Source organism: Aquabacterium lacunae (assembly GCF_004310865.1).
In the GTDB taxonomy this organism is placed as follows: domain Bacteria; phylum Pseudomonadota; class Gammaproteobacteria; order Burkholderiales; family Burkholderiaceae_C; genus Aquabacterium; species Aquabacterium lacunae.
The window spans coordinates 670,187-690,246 of sequence record NZ_SIXI01000001.1 but is presented as its reverse complement, the minus strand read 5'-3'; the positions used below and the strand labels follow the sequence as shown (position 1 = coordinate 690,246).

18 protein-coding genes and 1 tRNA gene are annotated in these 20,060 nt (G+C 65.5%); 10 read left to right on the top strand and 9 right to left on the bottom strand.

Annotation, left to right across the window (positions count from 1 at the left end; genetic code table 11):
- Nucleotides 1–55 precede the first annotated feature (55 nt).
- Nucleotides 56–1,750 (top strand): long-chain-fatty-acid--CoA ligase, encoded by a 1,695-nt coding sequence (locus tag EYS42_RS03010; protein ID WP_130966351.1) that lies wholly within the window; start codon nt 56–58, stop codon nt 1,748–1,750.
- Between the two features lie 101 nt (nt 1,751–1,851).
- Here the strand turns inward: EYS42_RS03010 and EYS42_RS03005 are convergent, their stop codons facing one another.
- The 5 genes from EYS42_RS03005 to EYS42_RS02985 form a co-directional block, all read right to left on the bottom strand.
- Entirely contained in the window at nt 1,852–2,532 is a 681-nt protein-coding gene (locus EYS42_RS03005; RefSeq protein WP_165456614.1) for a TetR/AcrR family transcriptional regulator, read from the bottom strand.
- 143 nt (nt 2,533–2,675) lie between these two features.
- The gene (gene hemW, locus EYS42_RS03000; protein WP_245503474.1) at nt 2,676–3,890 is read right to left on the bottom strand and encodes a radical SAM family heme chaperone HemW; all 1,215 of its coding nucleotides are present in this window, start codon (nt 3,888–3,890) and stop codon (nt 2,676–2,678) included.
- Entirely contained in the window at nt 3,887–4,516 is a 630-nt protein-coding gene (gene rdgB, locus EYS42_RS02995) for an RdgB/HAM1 family non-canonical purine NTP pyrophosphatase (protein WP_130966349.1), read from the bottom strand. Before rdgB ends, hemW begins: the two co-directional genes overlap by 4 nt.
- A gap of 62 nt (nt 4,517–4,578) precedes the next feature.
- The gene (locus tag EYS42_RS02990; RefSeq protein WP_130966348.1) at nt 4,579–5,508 is read right to left on the bottom strand and encodes a PP2C family protein-serine/threonine phosphatase; all 930 of its coding nucleotides are present in this window, start codon (nt 5,506–5,508) and stop codon (nt 4,579–4,581) included.
- Between the two features lie 10 nt (nt 5,509–5,518).
- Nucleotides 5,519–6,487, bottom strand: coding sequence for a serine/threonine protein kinase (locus EYS42_RS02985; protein ID WP_130966347.1), 969 nt, complete (start codon nt 6,485–6,487; stop codon nt 5,519–5,521).
- 38 nt (nt 6,488–6,525) lie between these two features.
- Here EYS42_RS02985 and EYS42_RS02980 point away from each other — a divergent pair, with 38 nt between their 5' ends.
- The 4 genes from EYS42_RS02980 (at nt 6,526) to EYS42_RS02965 (ending at nt 10,785) form a co-directional block, all read left to right on the top strand.
- Complete coding sequence (locus EYS42_RS02980; protein ID WP_130966346.1) at nt 6,526–7,464, top strand: YicC/YloC family endoribonuclease; 939 nt, start codon at nt 6,526–6,528, stop codon at nt 7,462–7,464.
- A gap of 62 nt (nt 7,465–7,526) precedes the next feature.
- Nucleotides 7,527–8,147: a guanylate kinase gene (gmk, locus tag EYS42_RS02975; RefSeq protein ID WP_130966540.1), complete on the top strand. Its 621-nt coding sequence runs from the start codon at nt 7,527–7,529 to the stop codon at nt 8,145–8,147.
- Nucleotides 8,148–8,239: 92 nt separating this feature from the next.
- Nucleotides 8,240–8,443, top strand: a complete 204-nt coding sequence (gene rpoZ, locus EYS42_RS02970) for a DNA-directed RNA polymerase subunit omega (protein WP_130966345.1) — start codon at nt 8,240–8,242, stop codon at nt 8,441–8,443.
- Between the two features lie 131 nt (nt 8,444–8,574).
- Nucleotides 8,575–10,785: a RelA/SpoT family protein gene (locus tag EYS42_RS02965; RefSeq protein WP_130966344.1), complete on the top strand. Its 2,211-nt coding sequence runs from the start codon at nt 8,575–8,577 to the stop codon at nt 10,783–10,785.
- Nucleotides 10,786–10,801: 16 nt separating this feature from the next.
- Here EYS42_RS02965 and greB read toward each other — a convergent pair whose 3' ends face one another.
- Nucleotides 10,802–11,368, bottom strand: a complete 567-nt coding sequence (gene greB / locus EYS42_RS02960) for a transcription elongation factor GreB (RefSeq protein WP_130966343.1) — start codon at nt 11,366–11,368, stop codon at nt 10,802–10,804.
- Between the two features lie 177 nt (nt 11,369–11,545).
- Here greB and EYS42_RS02955 point away from each other — a divergent pair, with 177 nt between their 5' ends.
- From EYS42_RS02955 to EYS42_RS02935, 5 genes are all read left to right on the top strand, one after another.
- Entirely contained in the window at nt 11,546–12,244 is a 699-nt protein-coding gene (locus tag EYS42_RS02955) for an excisionase family DNA-binding protein (protein ID WP_130966342.1), read from the top strand.
- Nucleotides 12,237–13,346: a sensor histidine kinase gene (locus EYS42_RS02950; RefSeq protein WP_130966341.1), complete on the top strand. Its 1,110-nt coding sequence runs from the start codon at nt 12,237–12,239 to the stop codon at nt 13,344–13,346. Before EYS42_RS02955 ends, EYS42_RS02950 begins: the two co-directional genes overlap by 8 nt.
- Nucleotides 13,347–13,422: 76 nt before the next feature.
- On the top strand, nt 13,423–13,800 hold the full coding sequence (locus EYS42_RS02945; protein WP_130966340.1) for a response regulator transcription factor: 378 nt from the start codon (nt 13,423–13,425) through the stop codon (nt 13,798–13,800).
- A 60-nt stretch (nt 13,801–13,860) separates the two neighbouring features.
- Nucleotides 13,861–16,617: a PAS domain S-box protein gene (locus tag EYS42_RS02940; protein ID WP_130966339.1), complete on the top strand. Its 2,757-nt coding sequence runs from the start codon at nt 13,861–13,863 to the stop codon at nt 16,615–16,617.
- A 108-nt stretch (nt 16,618–16,725) separates the two neighbouring features.
- Nucleotides 16,726–17,418, top strand: coding sequence for a TVP38/TMEM64 family protein (locus tag EYS42_RS02935; protein ID WP_130966338.1), 693 nt, complete (start codon nt 16,726–16,728; stop codon nt 17,416–17,418).
- Nucleotides 17,419–17,517: 99 nt separating this feature from the next.
- Here the strand turns inward: EYS42_RS02935 and EYS42_RS02930 are convergent.
- The 3 genes from EYS42_RS02930 to EYS42_RS02920 all read right to left on the bottom strand — a co-directional run bounded on the left by EYS42_RS02930 (nt 17,518) and on the right by EYS42_RS02920 (nt 20,034).
- A tRNA-Arg gene (locus tag EYS42_RS02930) sits at nt 17,518–17,594 on the bottom strand.
- A gap of 60 nt (nt 17,595–17,654) precedes the next feature.
- Nucleotides 17,655–18,923: a heme biosynthesis HemY N-terminal domain-containing protein gene (locus EYS42_RS02925; RefSeq protein ID WP_130966337.1), complete on the bottom strand. Its 1,269-nt coding sequence runs from the start codon at nt 18,921–18,923 to the stop codon at nt 17,655–17,657.
- A 10-nt stretch (nt 18,924–18,933) separates the two neighbouring features.
- A complete protein-coding gene (locus EYS42_RS02920) occupies nt 18,934–20,034 on the bottom strand; it encodes a uroporphyrinogen-III C-methyltransferase (RefSeq protein ID WP_130966336.1) in 1,101 nt (366 codons plus the stop codon).
- Nucleotides 20,035–20,060: the final 26 nt, after the last annotated feature.

Below are 20,060 nucleotides of genomic sequence, written 5' to 3'. Positions count from 1 at the left end.
GCCCTTTCCCTTCCAGCCCTTCCTTGTTCAAGAACGACCCGAGAGGACGACTGAGATGACCCTCGCCAAGCCCTGGCTCGCCCACTACGAGAGTGGTGTTCCCGCCGAAATCAACCCCGGCACCTACAACTCGCTGACCGACCTGCTGGAGCAGGCCTTCAAGCAACATGCTTCGCGTGACATGGCCGCCTTCATGGGTGCCCACTGGACCTTCGCGCAGGTCGACGAACTGTCGAAGGCGCTGGCCGGTTACTTCCAGTCGCTGGGTCTGGCCAAGGGCGCCCGCATCGCCCTGATGATGCCCAACGTGCCTCAGTATGTGGTGGCCATTGCCGCCGTGCTGCGCGCTGGCTACGTGGTGGTCAACGTCAACCCGCTGTACACCCCCCGTGAACTGGAACACCAGCTCAAGGATTCGGGTTCCGAAGCCATCGTCATCCTGGAGAACTTCGCGGTCACGCTGCAGGAAGTCATCCGCAAGACCCCGGTCAAGCACGTGGTGTTGGCCGCCATGGGTGACATGCTGCCTTTCGCCAAGGGGGCGCTGGTGAACTTCGTGGTGCGCAACGTCAAGAAGATGGTGCCCGCTTTCGAGCTGCCCAACAGCGGCGGCATTCAGGTGACCACCTTCAAGAAAGCCCTGTCGGTGGGCCGTGGTGCCAACTACAAGCGCCCCACGCAGTCGCCCACCGATGTGGCCTTCCTGCAGTACACCGGTGGCACCACGGGTGTGTCCAAGGGTGCCACGCTGCTGCACCGCAACGTGGTGGCCAACATCCTGCAAAACGAAGCCTGGTTCACCCCGCAGCTCAGCAAGCTGGGCGGCCAACCGCTGGTGGCCGTGTGCGCGTTGCCGCTGTATCACATCTTCGCTCTGACGGTGAACTACTTCATGGGTGCTCGCATGGGCAGCATGAACATCCTGATCCCGAACCCGCGCGACCTGCCGGCCGTGATCAAGACCCTGAGCAACTACCGCATCAACCAGTTCCCCGCCGTGAACACCCTGTTCAACGCGCTGGCCAACCATCCCGACTTCGCCAAGCTGGACTTCTCCGGCCTGAAGGTGTCGATGGGCGGTGGCATGGCCGTGCAGCAGGCCACGGCCGAGAAATGGCGCCAGGTCACCGGCTGCGCCATCGTGGAGGGTTACGGCCTGTCGGAAACCTCGCCGGTGGCCACGGCCAACCGCCTGGACAACACCCAGTACAACGGCAGCATCGGCTTGCCGCTGCCCAATACCGAAGTGGCCATCCTGGACGACGACGGCAACCACCTGCCCATTGGCGGCGTCGGTGAAATCGCGATCCGCGGCCCGCAGGTGATGGCGGGTTACTGGCAGCGCGATGACGAAACTGCCAAGGTCATGACCGCCGACAACTTCTTCCGCACCGGCGACGTGGGCATCATGGACGAGACCGGCATGGTCAAGATCGTGGACCGCAAGAAGGACATGATCCTGGTGTCGGGCTTCAACGTGTACCCCAACGAAGTGGAGCAGGTGGTGAACCTGCACCCCGGCGTGATGGAGTGCGCAGCCGTGGGCGTGCCCGATGCCAAGTCGGGCGAAGCCGTCAAGCTGTTCGTGGTGCGCAAGGACACCACCCTCAGCGAAGAGCAACTCAAGGCCTATTGCCATGAGCAGCTGACCGGCTACAAGTGCCCCAAGTACATCGAGTTCCGCACCGACCTGCCCAAGACCAACGTGGGCAAGATCCTGCGCCGCGAACTGCGCGACGAAAAGAAGTGAGGCCTTGGGGCAGGCCATGGCCTGCCCTGGCGCACAGCAAAAAGCCGCTGCAGTGCAGCGGCTTTTTTCATGCCAGGAACCTTGTGGTGCGGCCCGTGTGATCAGGCCGTGGCTTGCATGGGCCGTTCGGCTTGGATGTCCAGCCATTGCGCCAGACCACGCCAGGCGTACAGGTTGTGATCGACGATCTTGGCCACCGGGGCCTGGAAACCTGTGTGGTACCAGGTGATGCCGGTCTGCACAGCCAGGCCGATCAGGCCGGTGGTGACCAGCTCGATGTCCATGTCGTGCGGCAGCTCGCGGCTGTGCTGGCGCACCACCGACGCCATGAAGTGCGAGAAGCAGTTCATGGCCGAGCCTTCCTGGCGCACGTTGTTGTGGCCCAGGCGAGGGGCGTCCAGCAGCAGGATCTGTGCGCGGCGCGGGTCTTCCTGGATGAACTGGTAGTAGGCGGTCAGGCCCGTGGCCGTCTTGCGCAGCGGGGTGTCGTTGGCCACACCGGCGATCGCTTCGGTCATGCGGGCCTGCAGCTGCGTGGTCAGCACCAGGTGCACCGCCTCGAAGGCATCGTCGATGTTCGAGAAGTTTTCGTAGAAGTAGCGCTCGGCCAGGCGGGCACTGGCGCAGATGTCGCGCATGGTGGCCTTGTCGTGGCCCAAGGTGCCGAACACTTGCAGGCCCGCTTCGATGAGGCGCTCGCGGCGCTGACGGCTGCGCTCTTCACCCGACACGCCCCCGTAGGTGCGCTTGGTATAGGAAGTGGTGGCGATGCTCTCGGACATAAGGACACCTGGGTGTTTCATTCAAACAGATTATGGCAAAGCAGTCGGCCCATGCCGAGCCCTGCGTGAGCCTTGTTCTGCATGGTGGACCGTCTGAGATCCGTGAACAAGTTGGCAAACCCTGATTCTGACGCAGCTTTTCGTCAGATGAGAGGTCGGGTGGCCTCTCCAGTGCTTTCGTCGTCCAGGAAAAGGGCCTGCAGGTCGCTGAGGAAGTCGAGGCCTCGGGCGGTGGGCCACGCGCGTGCCAGGTCGCGGGCCAGCAGGCCTTTGCGTTCGGCTTGTTCCAGCGGCTTCTGGATGGCTGCCAGGGTCAGGCCGGTTCGCTCCATGAAGCGGCTCAGTTCGAAGCCATCGGTCAGGCGCAGCGCGTTGAGCATGTATTCGAAGGGGCGGGCTTTCAGCGGCACCTCGTGCTCGTTCGACGTGGCGTGGCCCTGCAGGGCTTGGTCCATGTAGGTGCGGGGCTCGCGCCACTTCACCGTGCGCACGATGCGGTCGGGGAAGCTGATCTTGCCGTGCGCACCCGCGCCGATGCCCAGGTAATCACCGAACTGCCAGTAGTTCAGGTTGTGGGCACTTTCGTGCCCGGGGCGGGCATAGGCCGACACCTCATAGCGCTTCATGCCCGCCGCCTGCGTGGCCGCCACCAGGTGGTCGAGCATGTCGAAGGCCGTGTCGTCGTCGGGCAGGTTGGCCGGGGGCTCGTTGGCAAAGCGCGTGTTGGGCTCGATGGTCAGGTGGTACAGCGACAGGTGGGGCGGCTGGAAGCTCAGGGCCGTGGTCAGTTCGCGCTGCAGGTCGGCCAGGCTTTGGCCGGGCAGGGCGTACATCAGGTCGAGGTTGAAGGTCTCGAAACACTGGCGAGCTTCTTCGATGGCGGCCATGGCCTGTGCGCTGTCATGCACCCGACCCAGCGCCTTCAGGCGCGCATCGTCAAAGCTCTGCACCCCGATGGACAGGCGGTTCACGCCCGCTTCGCGGAAGCCCTTGAAGCGGTCCTTCTCGAAGGTGCCGGGGTTGGCTTCCAGGGTGATCTCGCAGAAGTGCTCCAGCGGCAGGCGCGCGCGGATGTCGGCCAGCAGGCGGTCGATGGCGGCTGGCGAGAACAGGCTGGGCGTGCCGCCGCCGATGAACACCGAATGGATGCGCCGCCCCCACACCAGCGGCAGGCTGGCTTCCAGGTCGGCCATGAGCGCGTCGATGTAGGCCGATTCAGGCGGCGAGCCATCGGCTGCGGCGAATTCGTGCGAGTTGAAGTCGCAATACGGGCACTTCTTGAGGCACCACGGCAGGTGCACGTAGAGCGACAGCGGGGGCAGGGCGGCCAGGGCGCCCGGGCGGCTCAGGGTGATCACGCGTGCAGCCCCCAGTGGTGGGCCATCAGTTCGCGCATGCGGCGGCAGGCAATGGCCCGGTGGCTGATGGCGTTCTTCTGTTCGGGGCGCATGTCGGCGGCCGAGCAGGCGTGCTCGGGCAGCCACAGCAGCGGGTCGTAGCCGAAGCCCTCGCTGCCACGCGGCGCGTCGAGCAGCTGGCCGGCCCAGTGGCCTTCGGCGATCAGGGGCTCGGGGTCTTCGGCATGGCGCACGGCCACCAGCAGGCAGGTGAAGTGCGCGTGGCGCTCGGTCTGGCCCTGCATGGTTTCCAGCAGCAGCGTGTTGTTGGCCTGGTCGGCCATCTCGCGCGGCACGCCTTCCGGGTGCCGCCCGGCGTCCAGCGCGTAGCGCGCCGAGCGCACGCCGGGCAGCCCCCCCAGGGCGCGCACGCACAGGCCGGAGTCGTCGGCAATGGCCGGGCCCTGGCCTTGTGCGGCCGCATGGCGGGCCTTGGCCAGCGCGTTTTCCACGAACGTGATGTGGGGCTCTTCGGCCTCGGGGATGCCCAGGCTGCCCTGGGTGACGAGGTTCAGGCCGAGCGGGCCCAGCAGGGCCTGCAGTTCGCGCAGTTTCTTGGCGTTGTTCGAGGCGAGGATCAGTTGCATGGGCAGACCTTGACCGGTTCAGTCAGAAGCCCTGCGGGGCAGGGCGGGTCGACCCAGGGGCCTCAGGGCTTCTTGCCCGAAGCCTGTGCCGAGCGGCGGATGGCTTCGTTGATCTCGCGGATGGATCGCTCGATTTCGGCTTCGTCCAGGTCGTCCGAGTCGGCATTGTCGCCTGCATCACCCACCGAAGCCTGAATGGTCGAGGCAAACACCTCTTCGCCCAGGGTTTCGGTGCGCACGCCAGGCGTGTCTTCGTTCGAGGCCGATTCCCATTCCACGGCCAGCACGGTCACGTTGTCGCACTTGGGGCCGCCTTCGCGCAGGGCCTCTTCGACCAGCTCGGGCACGGCGTCGGAGATGGTGCGGGTGGCCAGGTGGCGCGTGATGGTCTCGTCGCTGATGGTGCCCCACAGGCCGTCGGAGCAGATCATCAGCCGGTCACCTTCCTGCAGCAGCAGGGGGCCGGCCGTGTCGATCACGGGCTTGCCGGGGCTGCCCAGGCAGGTGAACAGCACGTTGCGGTTGTAGCGCTCGGTCAGGGGCACCACGGTGGACAGCGAATCCTGCAGCTCGGAGTAGGAGTGGTCGCGCGTGCGGGCAATGAGCTTGTCGCCTCGCACCATGTACAGGCGCGAGTCACCACAGTGGGCCCAGTAGGCCGTGTTGCCTTGCAGGATGCAGGCGACGATGGTGGTGCGGGGCGTGTCGATCAGGCCTTTTTCGCTGGCGTAGCGCAGCAGCTGGTGGTGGCCGGCCATGATGGCGTCGGTCAGGAAGCGCAGCGGGTCGGCCAGGCCGGGGCGTGCATCGCGCTGGAACAGCGCGGCCATGGTCTGCAAAGCCAGCTGGGAGGCCATTTCGCCCTCCGGGTGGCCGCCCATGCCGTCGGCCAGCGCGAACAGACCGGCCTCCCGCGTGTAGCAGTAGCCCATTCGGTCTTCATTTTTTTCGCGGCCACCCTTGCGGCTGACCTGGTACACCGAGAACCTCATGCCCAGACCCTCATGCCTTCGTGCCCGATTTCAGATTTTCGATCTGAAGTTTCACCCGCTCCGAGAAACTGAGTTTGGTGTAGCGGCGTTCGGTTTCGCGGGCCAGTTCTTTTTGCAGGGCGAACACGCTCTGCGGGCGGGCCAGCGGGTCGAGCGACATGCACCACTCCGTCACTTCCAGCAGGTTGTCAGAATAGACGTTGCGCAATCGGGACAGTGACAGGCCCAACCGATCCTTTTCAAGACGTTGTGGCGCGTCGTTGGGCGGATAGCCCTGCATGCAGGCGTAAATGCACGCCCCGATGGCGTAGATGTCGGTCCAGGGGCCCAGGCTGCCGTCGCGCCGGTACATCTCGGGCGCGGCGAAGCCGGGGGTGTACATGGGCCGGATGAAATTGCCTTCCTTGGACAGCACTTCGCGTGCGGCACCGAAATCCAGCAGCACGGCCTTGTTGTCATTGGTGACAAAAATGTTGGCCGGTTTGATGTCCAGGTGCAGCATCTTGTGCTGGTGCACGATGCGCAGCCCGCGCAGGATCTCGTCGAACAGGCTGCGGATGGTGGATTCGCGGAAGACCTTGTCGCGTTTCAGATCGCGCGCGGTGACGATGAAATCCTGCAGGGTGTCGCCCTGCAGGTAGTTCATCACCATGTAGACGGTTTCATTTTCCCGGAAGAAATTGAGCACCGACACCACCGAGGGGTGGGCGATCTGTGCCAGCGACCGGCCTTCTTCGAAAAAGCTTTTCAGGCCCAAACGGTACAGGGGCTGCTTGTCAGGCTTGACGCGCGGGATCAGCTCGCCCGGTGAGCGGTCGGCCAGGGAGGCGGGCAGGTACTCCTTGAGGGCCACCAACCGGCGGTCGGGGTCTTCAGCCAGGTACACCACGCCAAAACCACCGGCTGCCAGCTTGCGGACCACGGTGTAGCCGCCCACGACCGTGCCCGAAGGGAGCGGGGCTGGTTTCGGCTTTGACATAATCGGCTTTTGTCCGCGAAGAAGCTGAGAAAGGTGCCATGTCAGTCTACTCCATGACCGGCTACGCCAATGTGGTGTCGTCGGTGGCAGACCACGACGCCGAGTTGCCCGAGGATTCCGACACGCCCGGGGCGTCGCGCAAGGCCGGCAGTGGCTCGGTGGGGGCAGAGCTGCGCTCGGTCAACAGCCGCTTCCTGGACCTGAGCTTCAAGCTGCCCGACGAGTTCCGGGGCCTGGAGCCCGCCTTCCGTGACCTGCTGACCGCCGCCTTCAAGCGCGGCAAGATCGAGTTGCGCCTGCAGGCCCAACGCACCAGCGACAGCGCCTGGCCCCAGCCGCAGCCTGATCAGCTGCACACCCTGGCCCGTCTGGAGGGCATGGTGCAGAACTGGCTGCCCAAGGCCGGTGGCCTGACCGTCAACGAAGTGCTGAACCTGTGCCGCCAGTCGGCCCCCAGCGTCAAGCTCGACGACATCGCCCTGGAGGCGGTGCGCCAGTGCGTTGAAGCCCTGAAGGACGCGCGAGCCATCGAAGGCAAGCGCCTGGCCGACATCATCAAGGACCGTCTCAAGCAGCTGCGCGAGCTGGCCGCCCAGGCCGAGCCCCTGGTGCCCCAGGCCGTGCAGCGCCAGCAGGAGCGTTTCCTGGCCAAGTACCAGGAGGCCCTGCAGGCTGTGGGCGGCAATGTCACGCCCGAAGCCGCCCAGGAGCGCGCGCTGAACGAGGCCGCCGCATACGCCCTGCGCATCGACGTCGATGAAGAAGTGCAGCGCCTGAAGGCCCACCTCGATGAAATCGAGCGCCTGCTGAGAAAGGGCGGCGAGGCCGGCAAGCGCCTGGATTTCCTGATCCAGGAACTGCACCGCGAGGCCAACACCCTGGGCTCGAAGGCCGCGGCCCTGGAGCTCACGCAGATCTCGGTCAGCATGAAGGTGCTGATCGAGCAGATGCGCGAACAGGTTCAGAACCTTGAATGAGCGCCGATACCGTGCTGAATGCCCCTGTCAATGACCCACTGAGTGCCCCTGGAGCCCCGCAGATGGACTACCCCGGCAACCTTTTCGTCGTCTCGGCGCCCAGCGGCACCGGCAAATCCAGCCTGGTCAAGGCCCTGCTGGAGATCGATTCGCGCCTGCAGGTGTCGGTCTCGCACACCACCCGCAAGCCCCGTGGGCAGGAAGAGCACGGGCGCGAATACTGGTTCACCTCGAAAGAGGAGTTCCAGGCCATGATCGAGCGCGGTGATTTCTTCGAGCATGCCGAAGTGCACGGCAACTGCTACGGCACCTCGCGCCAGGCCATCGAAGAGCGCATCAAGGGTGGCGAAGACGTGGTGCTGGAGATCGACTGGCAGGGCGCCCTGCAGATCAAGAAGATCTTCCCCAACGCCATCCTGATTTTCATCCTGCCGCCCAGCTACGAAGAACTGCTGCAGCGCCTGAACCGCCGCGGCGAAGACAGCCCCGAGGTGATCGAGCTGCGCATGAGCAATGCCCGCATCGAAGTGGCCCAGGCCCAGTTCTTCGATTTCGTCGTGGTCAATGCCCTGTTCGAGACCGCTTTGTTCGATCTGAAGACCATCGTGCACGCGCAGCGGTTAAAATACTCTGCGCAACGCCGAAACAAGTCGGCGGTGTTCAAGGCACTGGATCTGCTCTGAGATGGCTCTGAGCAGGCCTGATTCCCTCGGAAAACCCTGGGAGCAGCCTCGGAACACACGACACTTTCACCTGAACGCCTCTTGGAGATTCCATGGCCCGCATCACCGTCGAAGATTGCCTGCAGAAGGTGCCCAACCGTTTCCAGCTGGTGCTGGTGGCCACCTACCGTGCCCGCATGCTGAGCCAGGGCCACACCCCCAAGATCGAGTCGCGCAACAAGCCGGGCGTGACCGCCCTGCGTGAAGTGGCCGCCGGTCAGGTCGGCCTGGAAATGCTGCGCAAGGTCCCGACCTGATCGCTGCCCCTCGCGCCTGAGCCCGCTTCGGGCGCCTGAAAAGCCCGCCGTCATGGCGGGTTTTTTTCTGGGTCGCGCTTTCCCATGTCTTTCACGAGACAAGGGTCAGGCTTCCAAGCTAAAGTAGTTCCATGTCCCAGACCGCTCTCGATCCGTCTGCCGCCTCGTTCGCGGCCTTGCTGCACAAGCTCGATTACCTGGATGAAGCCGACATCCGTCGCGTGCGCGAGGCCTACCGCTTTGCCGACGAGGCCCACCTGGGACAGTTTCGGGCCAGTGGCGAGCCCTACATCACGCACCCGATTGCCGTGGCCGGGTTGTGCGCGGACTGGAAGCTCGACGCCCAGGCCATCATGGCTGCGCTCATGCACGACGCCATGGAAGACTGCGGCGTCACCAAGATCGAGCTGATCGAGCGCTTCGGATCGCCCACGGCCGAACTGGTCGACGGGCTGACCAAGCTGGACAAGCTGCAGTTCTCGACCAAGGAAGAGTCGCAGGCCGAATCCTTCCGCAAGATGCTGCTGGCCATGGCGCGCGACGTGCGCGTCATCCTGATCAAGCTGTCTGACCGGCTGCACAACATGCGCACCATGGAAGCCATGGCGCCGCACAAGCAGGCCCGCATTGCCCGCGAAACGCTCGACATCTATGTGCCCATTGCGCACAGGCTGGGCCTGAACCAGACCTACCGCGAGCTGCAGGAACTGTCGTTCAAGTACATCCACCCCTGGCGCTATGGCGTGCTGTCCAAGGCCGTGCGCAAGACCCGGGGCAACCGGCGCGACCTGGTCGAGCGCATCCAGCGCGAGGTGGGCAAGGCCTTTGACGACGCCGACATGCAGGTGGAGATCTATGGTCGAGAGAAAACCATCTACTCGATCTATCACAAGATGCTCGAAAAGCACCTGAGCTTTGCCCAGGTCAGCGACATCTTCGGCTTTCGCATCGTCACGCGTGAGCTGCTGGATTGCTACCGCGCCCTGGGCGTGCTGCACCAGCTCTACAGCCCCTTGCCTGGGCGCTTCAAGGATTACATCGCCATCAGCAAGGCCAACGGCTACCAGTCGCTGCACACCACGCTGGTGAACCCGGTGGGCACCGCGGTCGAGTTCCAGATCCGGTCGCAGGCCATGCACGCCGTGGCCGAAAAGGGCATTGCCGCCCACTGGATGTACAAGGAGAGCGAAGGCTCTGCCCGCACGGCCTCGCCACAGGAAGACGCCACCTGGCTGCAGTCGCTGATCGACATCCAGCACGAAACCCGCGACTCGGCCGAGTTCCTGGAGCATCTGAAGATCGACCTGTTTCCGGAGTCGGTGTACGTGCTCACGCCCAAGTCGCGCATCGTGGCGCTGCCCAAGGGCGCCACACCGGTCGACTTCGCTTACGCCATTCACTCGGGCGTGGGCGACCGCTGCGTGTCGGCCAAGGTCAATGGCGAGCCGGCACCGCTGCGCGCCAAGCTGTCCAGCGGTGACGTGGTCGAGATCATCACCGCGCCTGGCGCACGCCCGAACCCGGCCTGGCTGAATTTCGTGTGCACTGGCCGTGCGCGCTCCAAGATCCGCCATTACCTCAAGAACATGGAGATGGAGGAGTCGCTCGAGATGGGCGAGAAGCTGCTGTCGCAGGCGCTGCGGGCCGAAGGCTTGACCTTGCCGCCAGGTGACGAGCACAGCGAGGGCCGTCATGGCGAACTCTGGCAGCAACTGATCCGCTGGGGGGGCAACCGCTCGCGCGACGACCTGGTCACCGAAGTGGGCCTGGGTCGCAAGATCGCCACCATGGTGGCCAAGCGCATCGCACAGGCCCTGGCCGAAGCGGGAGAGCGCCCCGATGCGCTCACGCTCACGTTGGGCCGGTTCACTGCAGACGACAGCCATGCGCAGGGCTCGGTGGTGATCGACGGCAGCGAAGGTGCCACTGTGCAGTTGGCGCCCTGCTGCAAGCCCATCCCGGGTGACCCGATTGCCGGCTACCTGGGGCGCGGCGAAGGCCTGGTCGTGCACACCCAGATGTGCGGCACTGGCAAGCGCCTGTTCGAGCGCGATTCCGAACGCTGGATCGACGTGGCCTGGTCCGATGAGCCCACCCGCCAGTTCGAGACCGCCATTTCGGTCCTGGTGGCCAATGGCAAAGGCGTGCTGGCCCAGGTGGCGGCCAGCATCAGCACGGCCGAGACCGACATCACCCACATCGAGATGGGCGACGAGCGCCTCGGTGAAACCGCCGAGCTCAAGCTCACGCTGTCGCTGCGCGACAGCGACCACCTTCAAGATGTGCTTCGCACGCTCAAGCGCTGCCCGGTGGTGCTGCGGGCCTCGCGTGTGATGCCCTGACGGGCTGGGGCTGTCTTCAGTCGGGCTGTGTCGGGGCCGGGTAGCGCACCTCCAGCACTTCCAGCCTGTCCAGCCCACCTGGGGTCATCAAGGTGACCTCGTCTCCTTCCCTTGCCTTGATCAGGGCGCGGGCAATGGGTGAGACCCAGCTCACCTCGCCCTGCAGGTTGTCGACCTCGTCGATGCCCTTGATGGTGATGGTGCGCTCTTCGCCTTTGCTGTTGGCGTAGGTCACGGTGGCGCCAAAGAACACCTGGTCGTTGCCATGGTGCAAGGTGGGGTCGGCCACTTCCGCGATGTCCAGCCGCTTGGTCAGGAAGCGGATGCGGCGGTCGATTTCGCGCAGGCGCTTTTTGCCGTAGAGGTAGTCGCCATTTTCCGAGCGGTCGCCATTGGACGCGGCCCAGTGCACCACTTCGACCACCTTGGGGCGCTCGTTGTCGATCAGGTGCAGCAGCTCGGTGCGCAGACGCTGGTAGCCCTGTGGCGTGATGTAGTTCTTCGTGCCAGCTGGCAGCGGTGGCAGGCCGACCTCATCTTCGTCGTCAGCGCTGTCCGATTCCTTGGTGAATGCCTTGCTCATGTCCCGGATTGTGCCAAGGTGGAGGGAAGGTGCGCACACAAACGCACAAAGCGCCAATTCGTCACGTCAAGGCGCCCGGTGCACGGCCGATAAACCCCTCAGATCTGCCAGTTCTCGCAAAAATGAAAACGCGAACCGAACCGGCACCCGCCGGTGACAGATCGAGAGGTACGCACCATGTCTCAAGTCATTGCCCTGGGCCCCGGCGCCCGCATGCTGACCACCCGGGAGGCCGCCTTGAGGCTGGGGGTCTCGCTGCGCACCGTGCAGCTGTGGGTGGAGGCCAGCATCCTGCCCGCTGCCCGCACACCCGGCGGTCACCGTCGAATTCCCTACAACGCGGTCGAGGCCCTGGCCATGAGCATGGGGCTGGCTGATGCCGAGCCAGTCTCTGCCTTGCGCGCCGTGCCGGCCTTGGCGCCAGTTGAATTGCCGGCCACAGCAGCCCCGACTGCCGAAATGCCCGCAGCGCCCATGAAGCTTTTGCTGGTCTCGCGTGACACCAGTTGGTTGCAAGGGTGTCAGTCGGCGCTGGAGGTGTTTGGCTCAGCGGTGGATGTGCAGGTCGCCGACAACGGCTATGTGGCGTTGCTGATGGTGGGGCGCGATGCGCCCGACCTGCTGGTGACCACCCTCGAGCTGCCTGGCATGGACGGCCTGGACATGCTGCGCACGCTAGAGCGCTGCGAGGTGCTGCCGCGCCTCGAAGTGATCGCCCTTCTGCCTTCCAACGATCTGTCAGCCGGCTTGGCCCAGAACCTGCCGGGTGGTGTGCAGGTGCTGTACCAGCCGGTCAGTCCTGAAGCGCTGGCCATCCGCGCCGGCCGTTGTCTGCTGCAGCGTCAGGCTGCAACCCAAGGAGCCCATCATGAATGACGCCTTCCGACTGATGTTCGACCAGGTCAAAAGCGGCATCATCTGGTTGCAACGCAATGGCACGGTGCGCTATGCCAACAAGGCCGCCGTGCAGATGACGCCTTGTCTGCTGGGCAGTCCCTTGATGGACCCGGTGGCTGAACGCACGGTCAAGGCCGCGGGGCAGGACCTGATCAAGCTGCCCTTCCAGTTCGAGCTGACCACGCAGGAAGAACACCCTGACACCATCCGGGCGGTGGTGATCAATGCCCCGGTGGGTGGCGACCTGATGCTGGTGCTCAACAACGTCAGCGAAGAGCGCTGGTATTCGTCGGCGCTGGAAAACCTGATCGGCTACATCGAGGCCGAGATGGCAGCACCCATCGAACACCTGATCCAGAAGATGCCAACGGCCATAAGCGTGGCCCAGGCCAACAGCGCCAACCCCGAGCTGCTGCCGCTGGTGCAGGAGGCCCGAGCCCTGTCGGGCAAGCTGGGCAAGCTGCGAGACCTGGTCAGCGTGTTCGGACAGGGCGCTATCCAGCGCGATGAACGAATCAACATGGTAGAGCTGCTCAAGCAGGTGCTGGGCGAGACCATGCCCCTGGCCCAGTCCCGTGAGGTGACAGTGGCCACCGAGGGCCTGGAGGGCGATCTGCCGGCGGTCTATGGCAGCAGCGCCTGGTTGTCCAAAGCGCTCGTCGAGTACCTCGAACACACCATCCGCAGCGCCCAGCAAGGTGGCCTGATCGAGCTGTCGATCTCGGCCCTTGGCACCCGCTTGCTGCTGCGCGCGCGCAACCGCGGCCTGTTTGTGTCCAACCACGAGCGACGTGGCGCCTTTGTGCCCTTCGGAGTGGGCGATGGCTACGAGCAGGGCACCACCCGCCCGGGCATTGGCCTGGCCCTGAGCCAGCGCATCCTGGAGCAGCATGGCGGCAATGTGCGCATCGAAGACGACTTCGACTCGGTCGATTTCGTGATGGAGATTCCAGCGGGTGCACCGGCCACCCAGGATGCCCAGCTGTCGGTAGAGCAGGCCCAGCGCTATGCCCGAGACATGGCCCAGCTGATGGCGCGCAAGATGTCACGCACGCCAGCCACCACTGGCAAGGGCAACTGACACGCGCCCTACAGGGTGAGCTTGAACGGTCGACAACCAGTCAAGCACCCATCTGACCCGACCCCAGGAGGTCCCCATGACCCATCGGATCCTGATCACAGAAGATCAGCCAGACATCTGCAAACTCATCCGCATGACGCTGGAGTTTGGCGATTTCGAAATCCACGAGGCACACGATGGTGAATCGGGGCTGGCCATGGCCAAGGCTGTGAACCCCCATCTGATGCTGCTGGATGTGATGATGCCCGGCCTGCTGGATGGCTACCAGGTCTGCCAGCGCATCAAGCAGGACCCTGCACTCCGGCACATCAAGGTCATCATGCTGACGGCCCGCGGGCAGGCCAGCGACCTGGAGATGGGCGAGGCGGCAGGCGCCGACGCCTACCTGGTCAAACCTTTCAGCCCGCTGGAGCTGATCGACCGCGTGGAAGGCATGGTCAGTCAGGTGGCCTGAACCTGACGAGCGCACCGCTGCCGCCGGCAATGCGCTGCGCCGCCACCCGAGGAGCGGCCCATGACCGAGCGCTCGAAAGATCGATTCTTCTTCAAGCTGGTGTTCAGCTCGCTGGACAAGCTCGAGAAGCTGACCGATGGCAGTCGCCCCTGGCGGGCCGTGCTGGGCATCGTCCTGGTGGGCAGCGTGCTGACGCTGCTGTTGTGCATTTCCTTGTGGAACACCTCGTTCCACCGCGAGCAGCTGGCTTTTCGGGCCGTGGCCTCCCAGATTCAGGCCCAGGCCGGTGACCGCCTCATGTACCGTCGCTGGATGCTGGTGCACGCAGCCGACCGCTGGAGTCAGGGGCCACTGCCGCCGTCCAGCGCGGGCACGGGTTTCGCGCCGGGCGAGCTCGTGGCCTTGCGCCCGGGCGGCGAGATCCCACAGATCATGGGCTGGCAGAAACTGGCCGAAACCTCACGCGCCTCGTTGCAACGCTTCTGGACGCAGCAGGTGGCGGCCGCCTCTCACTACGACGAACCCCTGATCAGCCCTGCCTTGACCGACACCAGCAACCGGGTGTTGTGGCTCATGGTGCAGCCGGCCAAGGCCGAGCAACCCGACGGCCGGCCGGCGGGCTGGCTGGTCACCCGTGTGGACGAGACCGTTCTGCTGCCCTTGCTGCAGGATGTGGCGGGCTGGCAGATGTCTGCGCGGTTGGCCTCCGATCAGGATGACGCTGGAGCCGGTGAGGCCCATGTGTGGCACACAGCGCTGCTGCCACAAGGGGACTTGGGCGGACCGGTGCTGCACCTCGAAGGCCGCGTGCACCTGGACGGCTGGATGAGCTGGCTGGCGCGCTACGCCAGTGTCTGCATTGCTGCTGCAGCTGGCATCGTGACCACCCTGGGGGCTCTGTACGCCTATGTGGTGCTGATTTCCATCCGGCTGCGGGCACAGGCCCTGGCGCGCAAGAACACGGCTGAACTGCAGCGCAGCGAATCGCGCAATCGCGCCGTGGTGGACACCGCCCCGGATGCCATCATCACCGTCGACGACCAGGCTCGTGTGCAGTGGTGCAACCAGGCCACCGTCAGCATCTTCGGGCAGAACCTGGACGACCTGCGCGGCAAGCCCCTGAGCGCTGTGGTGCCCGCCCTGGAAGGGCGATCGATGCAGGACTGGTTCCGCGACCATGGCATTGCCAACCGGGTGCTGTCGTACGAGTGCAAAGGCCGTCGCGCCGAAGGCACCGAGTTCCCGATCGCGGTGTCGGCCAGCCGGTCCGAGCTGGACAAGGACGTGATCAACACCTTCATCGTGCGCGACACCACCGACGCCAAGTGGGCCGAACAGGAATTGCTGCTGCGTGAGCGTGCCCTGGAATCGTCGGAAGATGCCGTGTTCATCACCGACATGTGCCTGCCTGGGCAGCCCATCATCTTCGCCAACCCGGCCTTCGAGCGCATCACGGGGTACGAGGTGCACGAAGTGCTGGGCCACAACTGCCGTTTCCTGCAGCGCGATGACCGGGAGCAGCCCGCCATTGCCACCATGCGCCTGGCCATCGAGCAGGGCCGCCCCTGCCAGGTGGTGCTGCGCAACTACCGCAAGGATGGCTCGCTGTTCTGGAACGAGCTGACCATTTCGCCAGTGCGCGGGCTGGACGAGAAGGTGTCGCATTACGTGGGCATCGCATCGGACATCACCGACCGGATCGCGGCCGAACAGGTGCTGAACCTGCGCACCGAGCGGCTCAATGCCGTGTTCGACCTCAGCCCCGATGGCTTTGTGGTGCTGGACAAGCGCGGCGAGCTCAGCATCGTGAACCCGGCCTTCGAGCGCATGACGGGCCTGGACGCCACCACGCTGGTGGGCCAGAGCCTGGACGCCTTTGAAGAGCACCTGATGTCCCTGTGCGCCTCGGTGGAAAAGGACGACAAGACCTCTGGCGCAGAAAACGATTCCGGCATGCCGGGCAGCCGCCGCGAGTTGCTGCACCTGCACAGCCCCACGCCACGCACGCTGGTGCGCCGGGTGCGACATGGCGGGCATGACAACGAAACCGTCATGTACTTCCGCGACATCACCCACGAGCTGGAAGTTGACCGCATGAAGAGCGAGTTCCTGTCGATGGCGGCGCACGAGCTGCGCACCCCGATGGCCTCGATTTTCGGGTTCACCGAGTTGCTGCTCAAGCGCAAGTTCGACGACGCACGTCGCCAGGACATGTTGTCGACCATTCACCGACAGGCCAGTGTCCTGATCAACCTGGTCAATGAACTGCTCGACCTGGCCCGGATCGAATCGCGCCGAGGCAAGGACTTCAAGCGCAAGCGTCAGACATTGCAGCCCATCATCGAATCGGTGGTCAGCGGCCTGCTGATCCACAACGACGACCGCAAGGTGCAGCTCAGCCTGCCGCCCAGCCAGATCGATGTCGATGTGGATTCGGAGAAGCTGTCGCTGGCCATCACCAATGTGCTGTCGAATGCCTACAAGTATTCGCCCCAGGGTGGCGACATCGAGCTGGACCTGGTCTGGCGTGACCGCGATGGCCACAAGGAATGCGGCATTCGGGTCACCGACCATGGCATCGGCATGACCGATGAGCAGCTGGCCCGGGTGTTCGAGCGCTTCTTCCGGGCCGACACCTCGGGCAACATCCCGGGCACCGGCCTGGGCATGACCATCGTCAAGGAGATCGTGGAGCTGCACGGGGGCCAGGTGGTGCTCAGCAGCCAGCACGGCACGGGCACGACCGTGGTGCTGTGGGTGCCTGTGCTGGGGCAGGGTGCGGCGGCGCTCAGCGAAGATCTGGCCGCGACCCACTGACACGCTGGTACCCCCATGAACCGGGTGAAGGTAATCACGGCTGTTCAGCCAGCTGGGCCTGGTGCACACTGATTTCATCGTTGTTTTCTGTGTGCCCGGGGCCTTCGCGTGTCTGCTTCTCCTGCGCTCAAAGGCCTTCGCTGGGCCGTTTTGCTGCTGTACGTCGGCGTGATCGCGGGCGTCAGCTGGGCGCTGCGCGACGACACGTTTCGCCAGCACCTGGAGCCCGCCGCCCTGGCCCGCTGGGGCAAGCAGCTGCTGGCCATGCCCATGGGCTCGGCGCTGGTGCTGGGCGGCTACGTGCTGGCCTGCCTGATGGCAGCACCGGTGGCCCTGTTGGTCACGGCCGGTGCCCTGATCTTCGGGCCCTGGCCCGGCATGGCCTACGCCCTGTGCGGCATGGTCTGTGGCGCCACCGTGACTTACATGGTCGGGCGCTTCCTGGGGGCGCAGGCCATGGACAGCTGGTCGAACACCGGCAAGCTCAAGGGGCTGGCCGCTCTGGTCGAGCGCCGAGGCTTCTGGGCCGTGGTGTTCGTACGGGCGTTCCCGGTCGGACCTTTCGTGCTGATCAACCTGAGTTGCGGCGCCTTGCGAGTGCGCCTTCGTGACTATGTGCTTGGCACGGCCTTGGGTCTGCTGCCGGGTACCATCATCATTTCCCTGTTCACCGAGCAGCTCACGCGCCTGCTCAGTTCGGCCACGTCCACCGACTGGGCCTGGCTGGCTGCGGCCGTGATCACGGTGGTTTTGGCAGGGCTGTGGTGGAAGCGCCGTCGGCCGCAGCGCGCGGCCACCTGACCCCTCACACTTGAGGCGCCGCGCAGCAGCCGTGGCGCTTTCCGCGGGGGACCTGAAAACACAAAAGCCCGTGAACTTGCGTTCACGGGCTTGGTGTTCTGGTGCGGCTGGCAGGATTCGAACCCACGACCCCTTGGTTCGTAGCCAAGTACTCTATCCAACTGAGCTACAGCCGCGCTGAGAGGTGAAACTATAGCATGTTTTTGGCGCTGTGTGAATTTGGGCGCCGTCAGTGCTCACTTTTTTGGGAGGACCAGCGGGCTCATGAGCGCGGCTTCACGCCAGAAACGTTGGGCTTCATCGATCTTTTGTTCCTGCTCGGCCAGGCGAGCCAGTGCCACATAGGCCTGTCGCCGGCGGTCGGCGTGCAGGTCACGGTCCGAAGCGGCCGACATCAGCAAGGTGCGGGCCTTGCCCCACAGCTGCCGCTCGCACAGGGCCAGGCCGGTGGCCAGCGCCAGGGCCGGGGCGCGCAGTGCGGTCTGCTGGGTGCGGTCCAGCCGAGCCAGCCAGTCGGTTTCCAGCCCATCCGTGGCCTCGGCCAGGGCCAGGGCCACGGAGTCGACCGCCTCGCTGCCCATCTGGGGCAGGCGCTCCCAAAGAGGGGCCAGCCAGGCACGCGCCTCGGCCGGTGCGCCCAGGCGTGCCATGCGGGTGGCAGCACGCGCCACCACCAGGGGATCTTGGCGCTCTGCGCCGTCCAGACTCAGCCACACCTGACGCAGCTGGTCGGTGTCCCGTGCCGTGGACAGGGCCTCGGAGGCCAGGGAGCGGATCAGCCCTTCCGCCGCCACGGGGGTGAAGCCCTGGTGTTTGGCGAGCAGGCGCGCTGTGCGCAGGCCTTCCAGTGGCTGGCGCGCCAGGCGCGACGCGCTCAGGCGCAGTCGCAGAGCCTGGGTGCGACGCGCCACGCCGGCGGGCAGTTCGGCCAGCGTGCGCTGTGCGCGGGCCACGTCCTGGTCTTCCACCGCGAATTCGGCGGCCATCAGGCGGGCTCCCTCCTCCACAGCGCGAGGCTTGCGTGTCAGGCGCGACAGGTCGAGGGCGCGCTGGAGGTGCTCGTCGCGCTGCTTGCGGTCTTGGAGGCGATGCAGGCTGCCGGCAGACAGCAGATGCGCCAGCGCTGCGAACTCGGTGTCAGGGGCCAGGTCCGGGCTGTCGGACTGGATGCCCACGGCGCGCTGGGCCGCCTTGTTGGCCCGCGAGTAGCGCCCCGCCAGGTACATGCTCAGGGCCTCGCGCAGCGCCGCCTGTGCACCACGGTCGCGCTGGCTGGTGCGCCAGCGGCGCGCACGTTCAGGAAGGCCCAGCAGGCTGTCCAGACCGCGTACCAGCGAATACACCCCCAGGCTGATCACCACCAGCGTGAACAGGAAGAAGTTCAGCGACAGGTCGGTTCGCCAACCCAGCCAGTAGATGCTGACCAGCCCGTCATTGGCCCCGAGCGAGGTGGCAGCCACCACGGCAGCGACGGACAGGATCAACAGCCAGACGATGGTGCGCATGGCGATGTCCTCAGCGGCCTGCACCCAGGGTCGCCAGGGCGGCCAGGGTGTCATCAGGGCGGGGCGTGGTGGTCAGGTTGGCCTGCATCAGCACATCGGCCATCAGGCCCTGTGCCAGCTGGGCCTTGCGCGAACCCATGTCGAAATACCGGGCCAGGGCGCCCTGCGCCAGCTGCAGGTCGGATTGTGCGGTGGAGGTCTGGCGGCTGAGCAGGGCCAGGCGCGCGTTCAGCAGGCGCAGCTTGAGGTTTTCGCGCAGGAAAAACGCCTGCTCGGGGGCCACCAGCATGCTTTCGGGGCGATCGATGCGCGTGATGCGTACCAGCGAGCGCGCTTCGCGCCACACCATCTGAACCCCTTGCTGCCCCCATTGCAGCAGCTGGCCCAGGGTGCCGGCCGGTACATCGCTGGCGGTCTGGCTGGCCGAGGCCGTGGCCGACGCAGCGGCTGCCGAAGGCCCCGGGGCGTTGACGCGTTCGCTGACCAGAGGCACTTCATCGACCAGCCGGATGGCTTCATCCAGGCGGATGGCTAGTGTGGGCAGGTCGGCGACTCGGGTGGCCTTGATCCGGTCGATGTCCTTGGCCACGGCGCGACGCACCGACTCCAGGCGGGGCTGTTGGGCGCGGGCCAGGCGTTCGTCGGCCGTTTGCAAGGCGGTCATCACCGGCTCGACACTGCCAGTCATGGCCGACTGCTGCAAGGCCACGCGCAGGCCAGCCTCGATGTCGACCAGCAGGTTTTCGTCCCGAGAGCGTGACATCGACTTGACCAGGTCTTCGACCTGGCTGCGTTGCAGCGCCACTTCGGCCAGTCGGGTTTCCAGCAGCTGGGCTCGCGCGGCCGCTTCCTTGGCCTGTTCCTGGGCCTGTTTCGACAGCAGGCGCGATTCCTGGGCCAGGGTCTGGCTGTCCTGCTGGCGGCGGACCAGTTCGGATTCGAGCTGGCTGAGCCGTTGCTGGGCGCTCCAGCCCGACCAGCCTCCGATGGCGGCTGCCACCGCCAGGCCCGCCAGGGCCCAGGGTTGCCATGCCGGGGCAGGAGGCGGCGCAGGGTGAGCGGGCGGCACGGTGGCCACAGCGCCAGACGGCGCAGGGGATGGGGAGGCCATGGGCGCTTCGGTGGGGGAGGGCGGGG

Bases quoted from the DNA above. Each gene is read 5' to 3' on its own strand.
- EYS42_RS03010 (WP_130966351.1), top strand. From the start codon at position 56: ATGACCCTCGCCAAGCCCTGGCTCGCCCACTACGAGAGTGGTGTTCCC.
- EYS42_RS03005 (WP_165456614.1), bottom strand. From the start codon at position 2,532: ATGTCCGAGAGCATCGCCACCACTTCCTATACCAAGCGCACCTACGGG.
- rdgB (WP_130966349.1), bottom strand. From the start codon at position 4,516: ATGCAACTGATCCTCGCCTCGAACAACGCCAAGAAACTGCGCGAACTG.
- EYS42_RS02990 (WP_130966348.1), bottom strand. From the start codon at position 5,508: ATGAGGTTCTCGGTGTACCAGGTCAGCCGCAAGGGTGGCCGCGAAAAA.
- EYS42_RS02985 (WP_130966347.1), bottom strand. From the start codon at position 6,487: ATGTCAAAGCCGAAACCAGCCCCGCTCCCTTCGGGCACGGTCGTGGGC.
- EYS42_RS02980 (WP_130966346.1), top strand. From the start codon at position 6,526: ATGTCAGTCTACTCCATGACCGGCTACGCCAATGTGGTGTCGTCGGTG.
- gmk (WP_130966540.1), top strand. From the start codon at position 7,527: ATGGACTACCCCGGCAACCTTTTCGTCGTCTCGGCGCCCAGCGGCACC.
- rpoZ (WP_130966345.1), top strand. From the start codon at position 8,240: ATGGCCCGCATCACCGTCGAAGATTGCCTGCAGAAGGTGCCCAACCGT.
- EYS42_RS02965 (WP_130966344.1), top strand. From the start codon at position 8,575: ATGTCCCAGACCGCTCTCGATCCGTCTGCCGCCTCGTTCGCGGCCTTG.
- greB (WP_130966343.1), bottom strand. From the start codon at position 11,368: ATGAGCAAGGCATTCACCAAGGAATCGGACAGCGCTGACGACGAAGAT.
- EYS42_RS02955 (WP_130966342.1), top strand. From the start codon at position 11,546: ATGTCTCAAGTCATTGCCCTGGGCCCCGGCGCCCGCATGCTGACCACC.
- EYS42_RS02950 (WP_130966341.1), top strand. From the start codon at position 12,237: ATGAATGACGCCTTCCGACTGATGTTCGACCAGGTCAAAAGCGGCATC.
- EYS42_RS02945 (WP_130966340.1), top strand. From the start codon at position 13,423: ATGACCCATCGGATCCTGATCACAGAAGATCAGCCAGACATCTGCAAA.
- EYS42_RS02940 (WP_130966339.1), top strand. From the start codon at position 13,861: ATGACCGAGCGCTCGAAAGATCGATTCTTCTTCAAGCTGGTGTTCAGC.
- EYS42_RS02925 (WP_130966337.1), bottom strand. From the start codon at position 18,923: ATGCGCACCATCGTCTGGCTGTTGATCCTGTCCGTCGCTGCCGTGGTG.
- EYS42_RS02920 (WP_130966336.1), bottom strand. From the start codon at position 20,034: ATGGCCTCCCCATCCCCTGCGCCGTCTGGCGCTGTGGCCACCGTGCCG.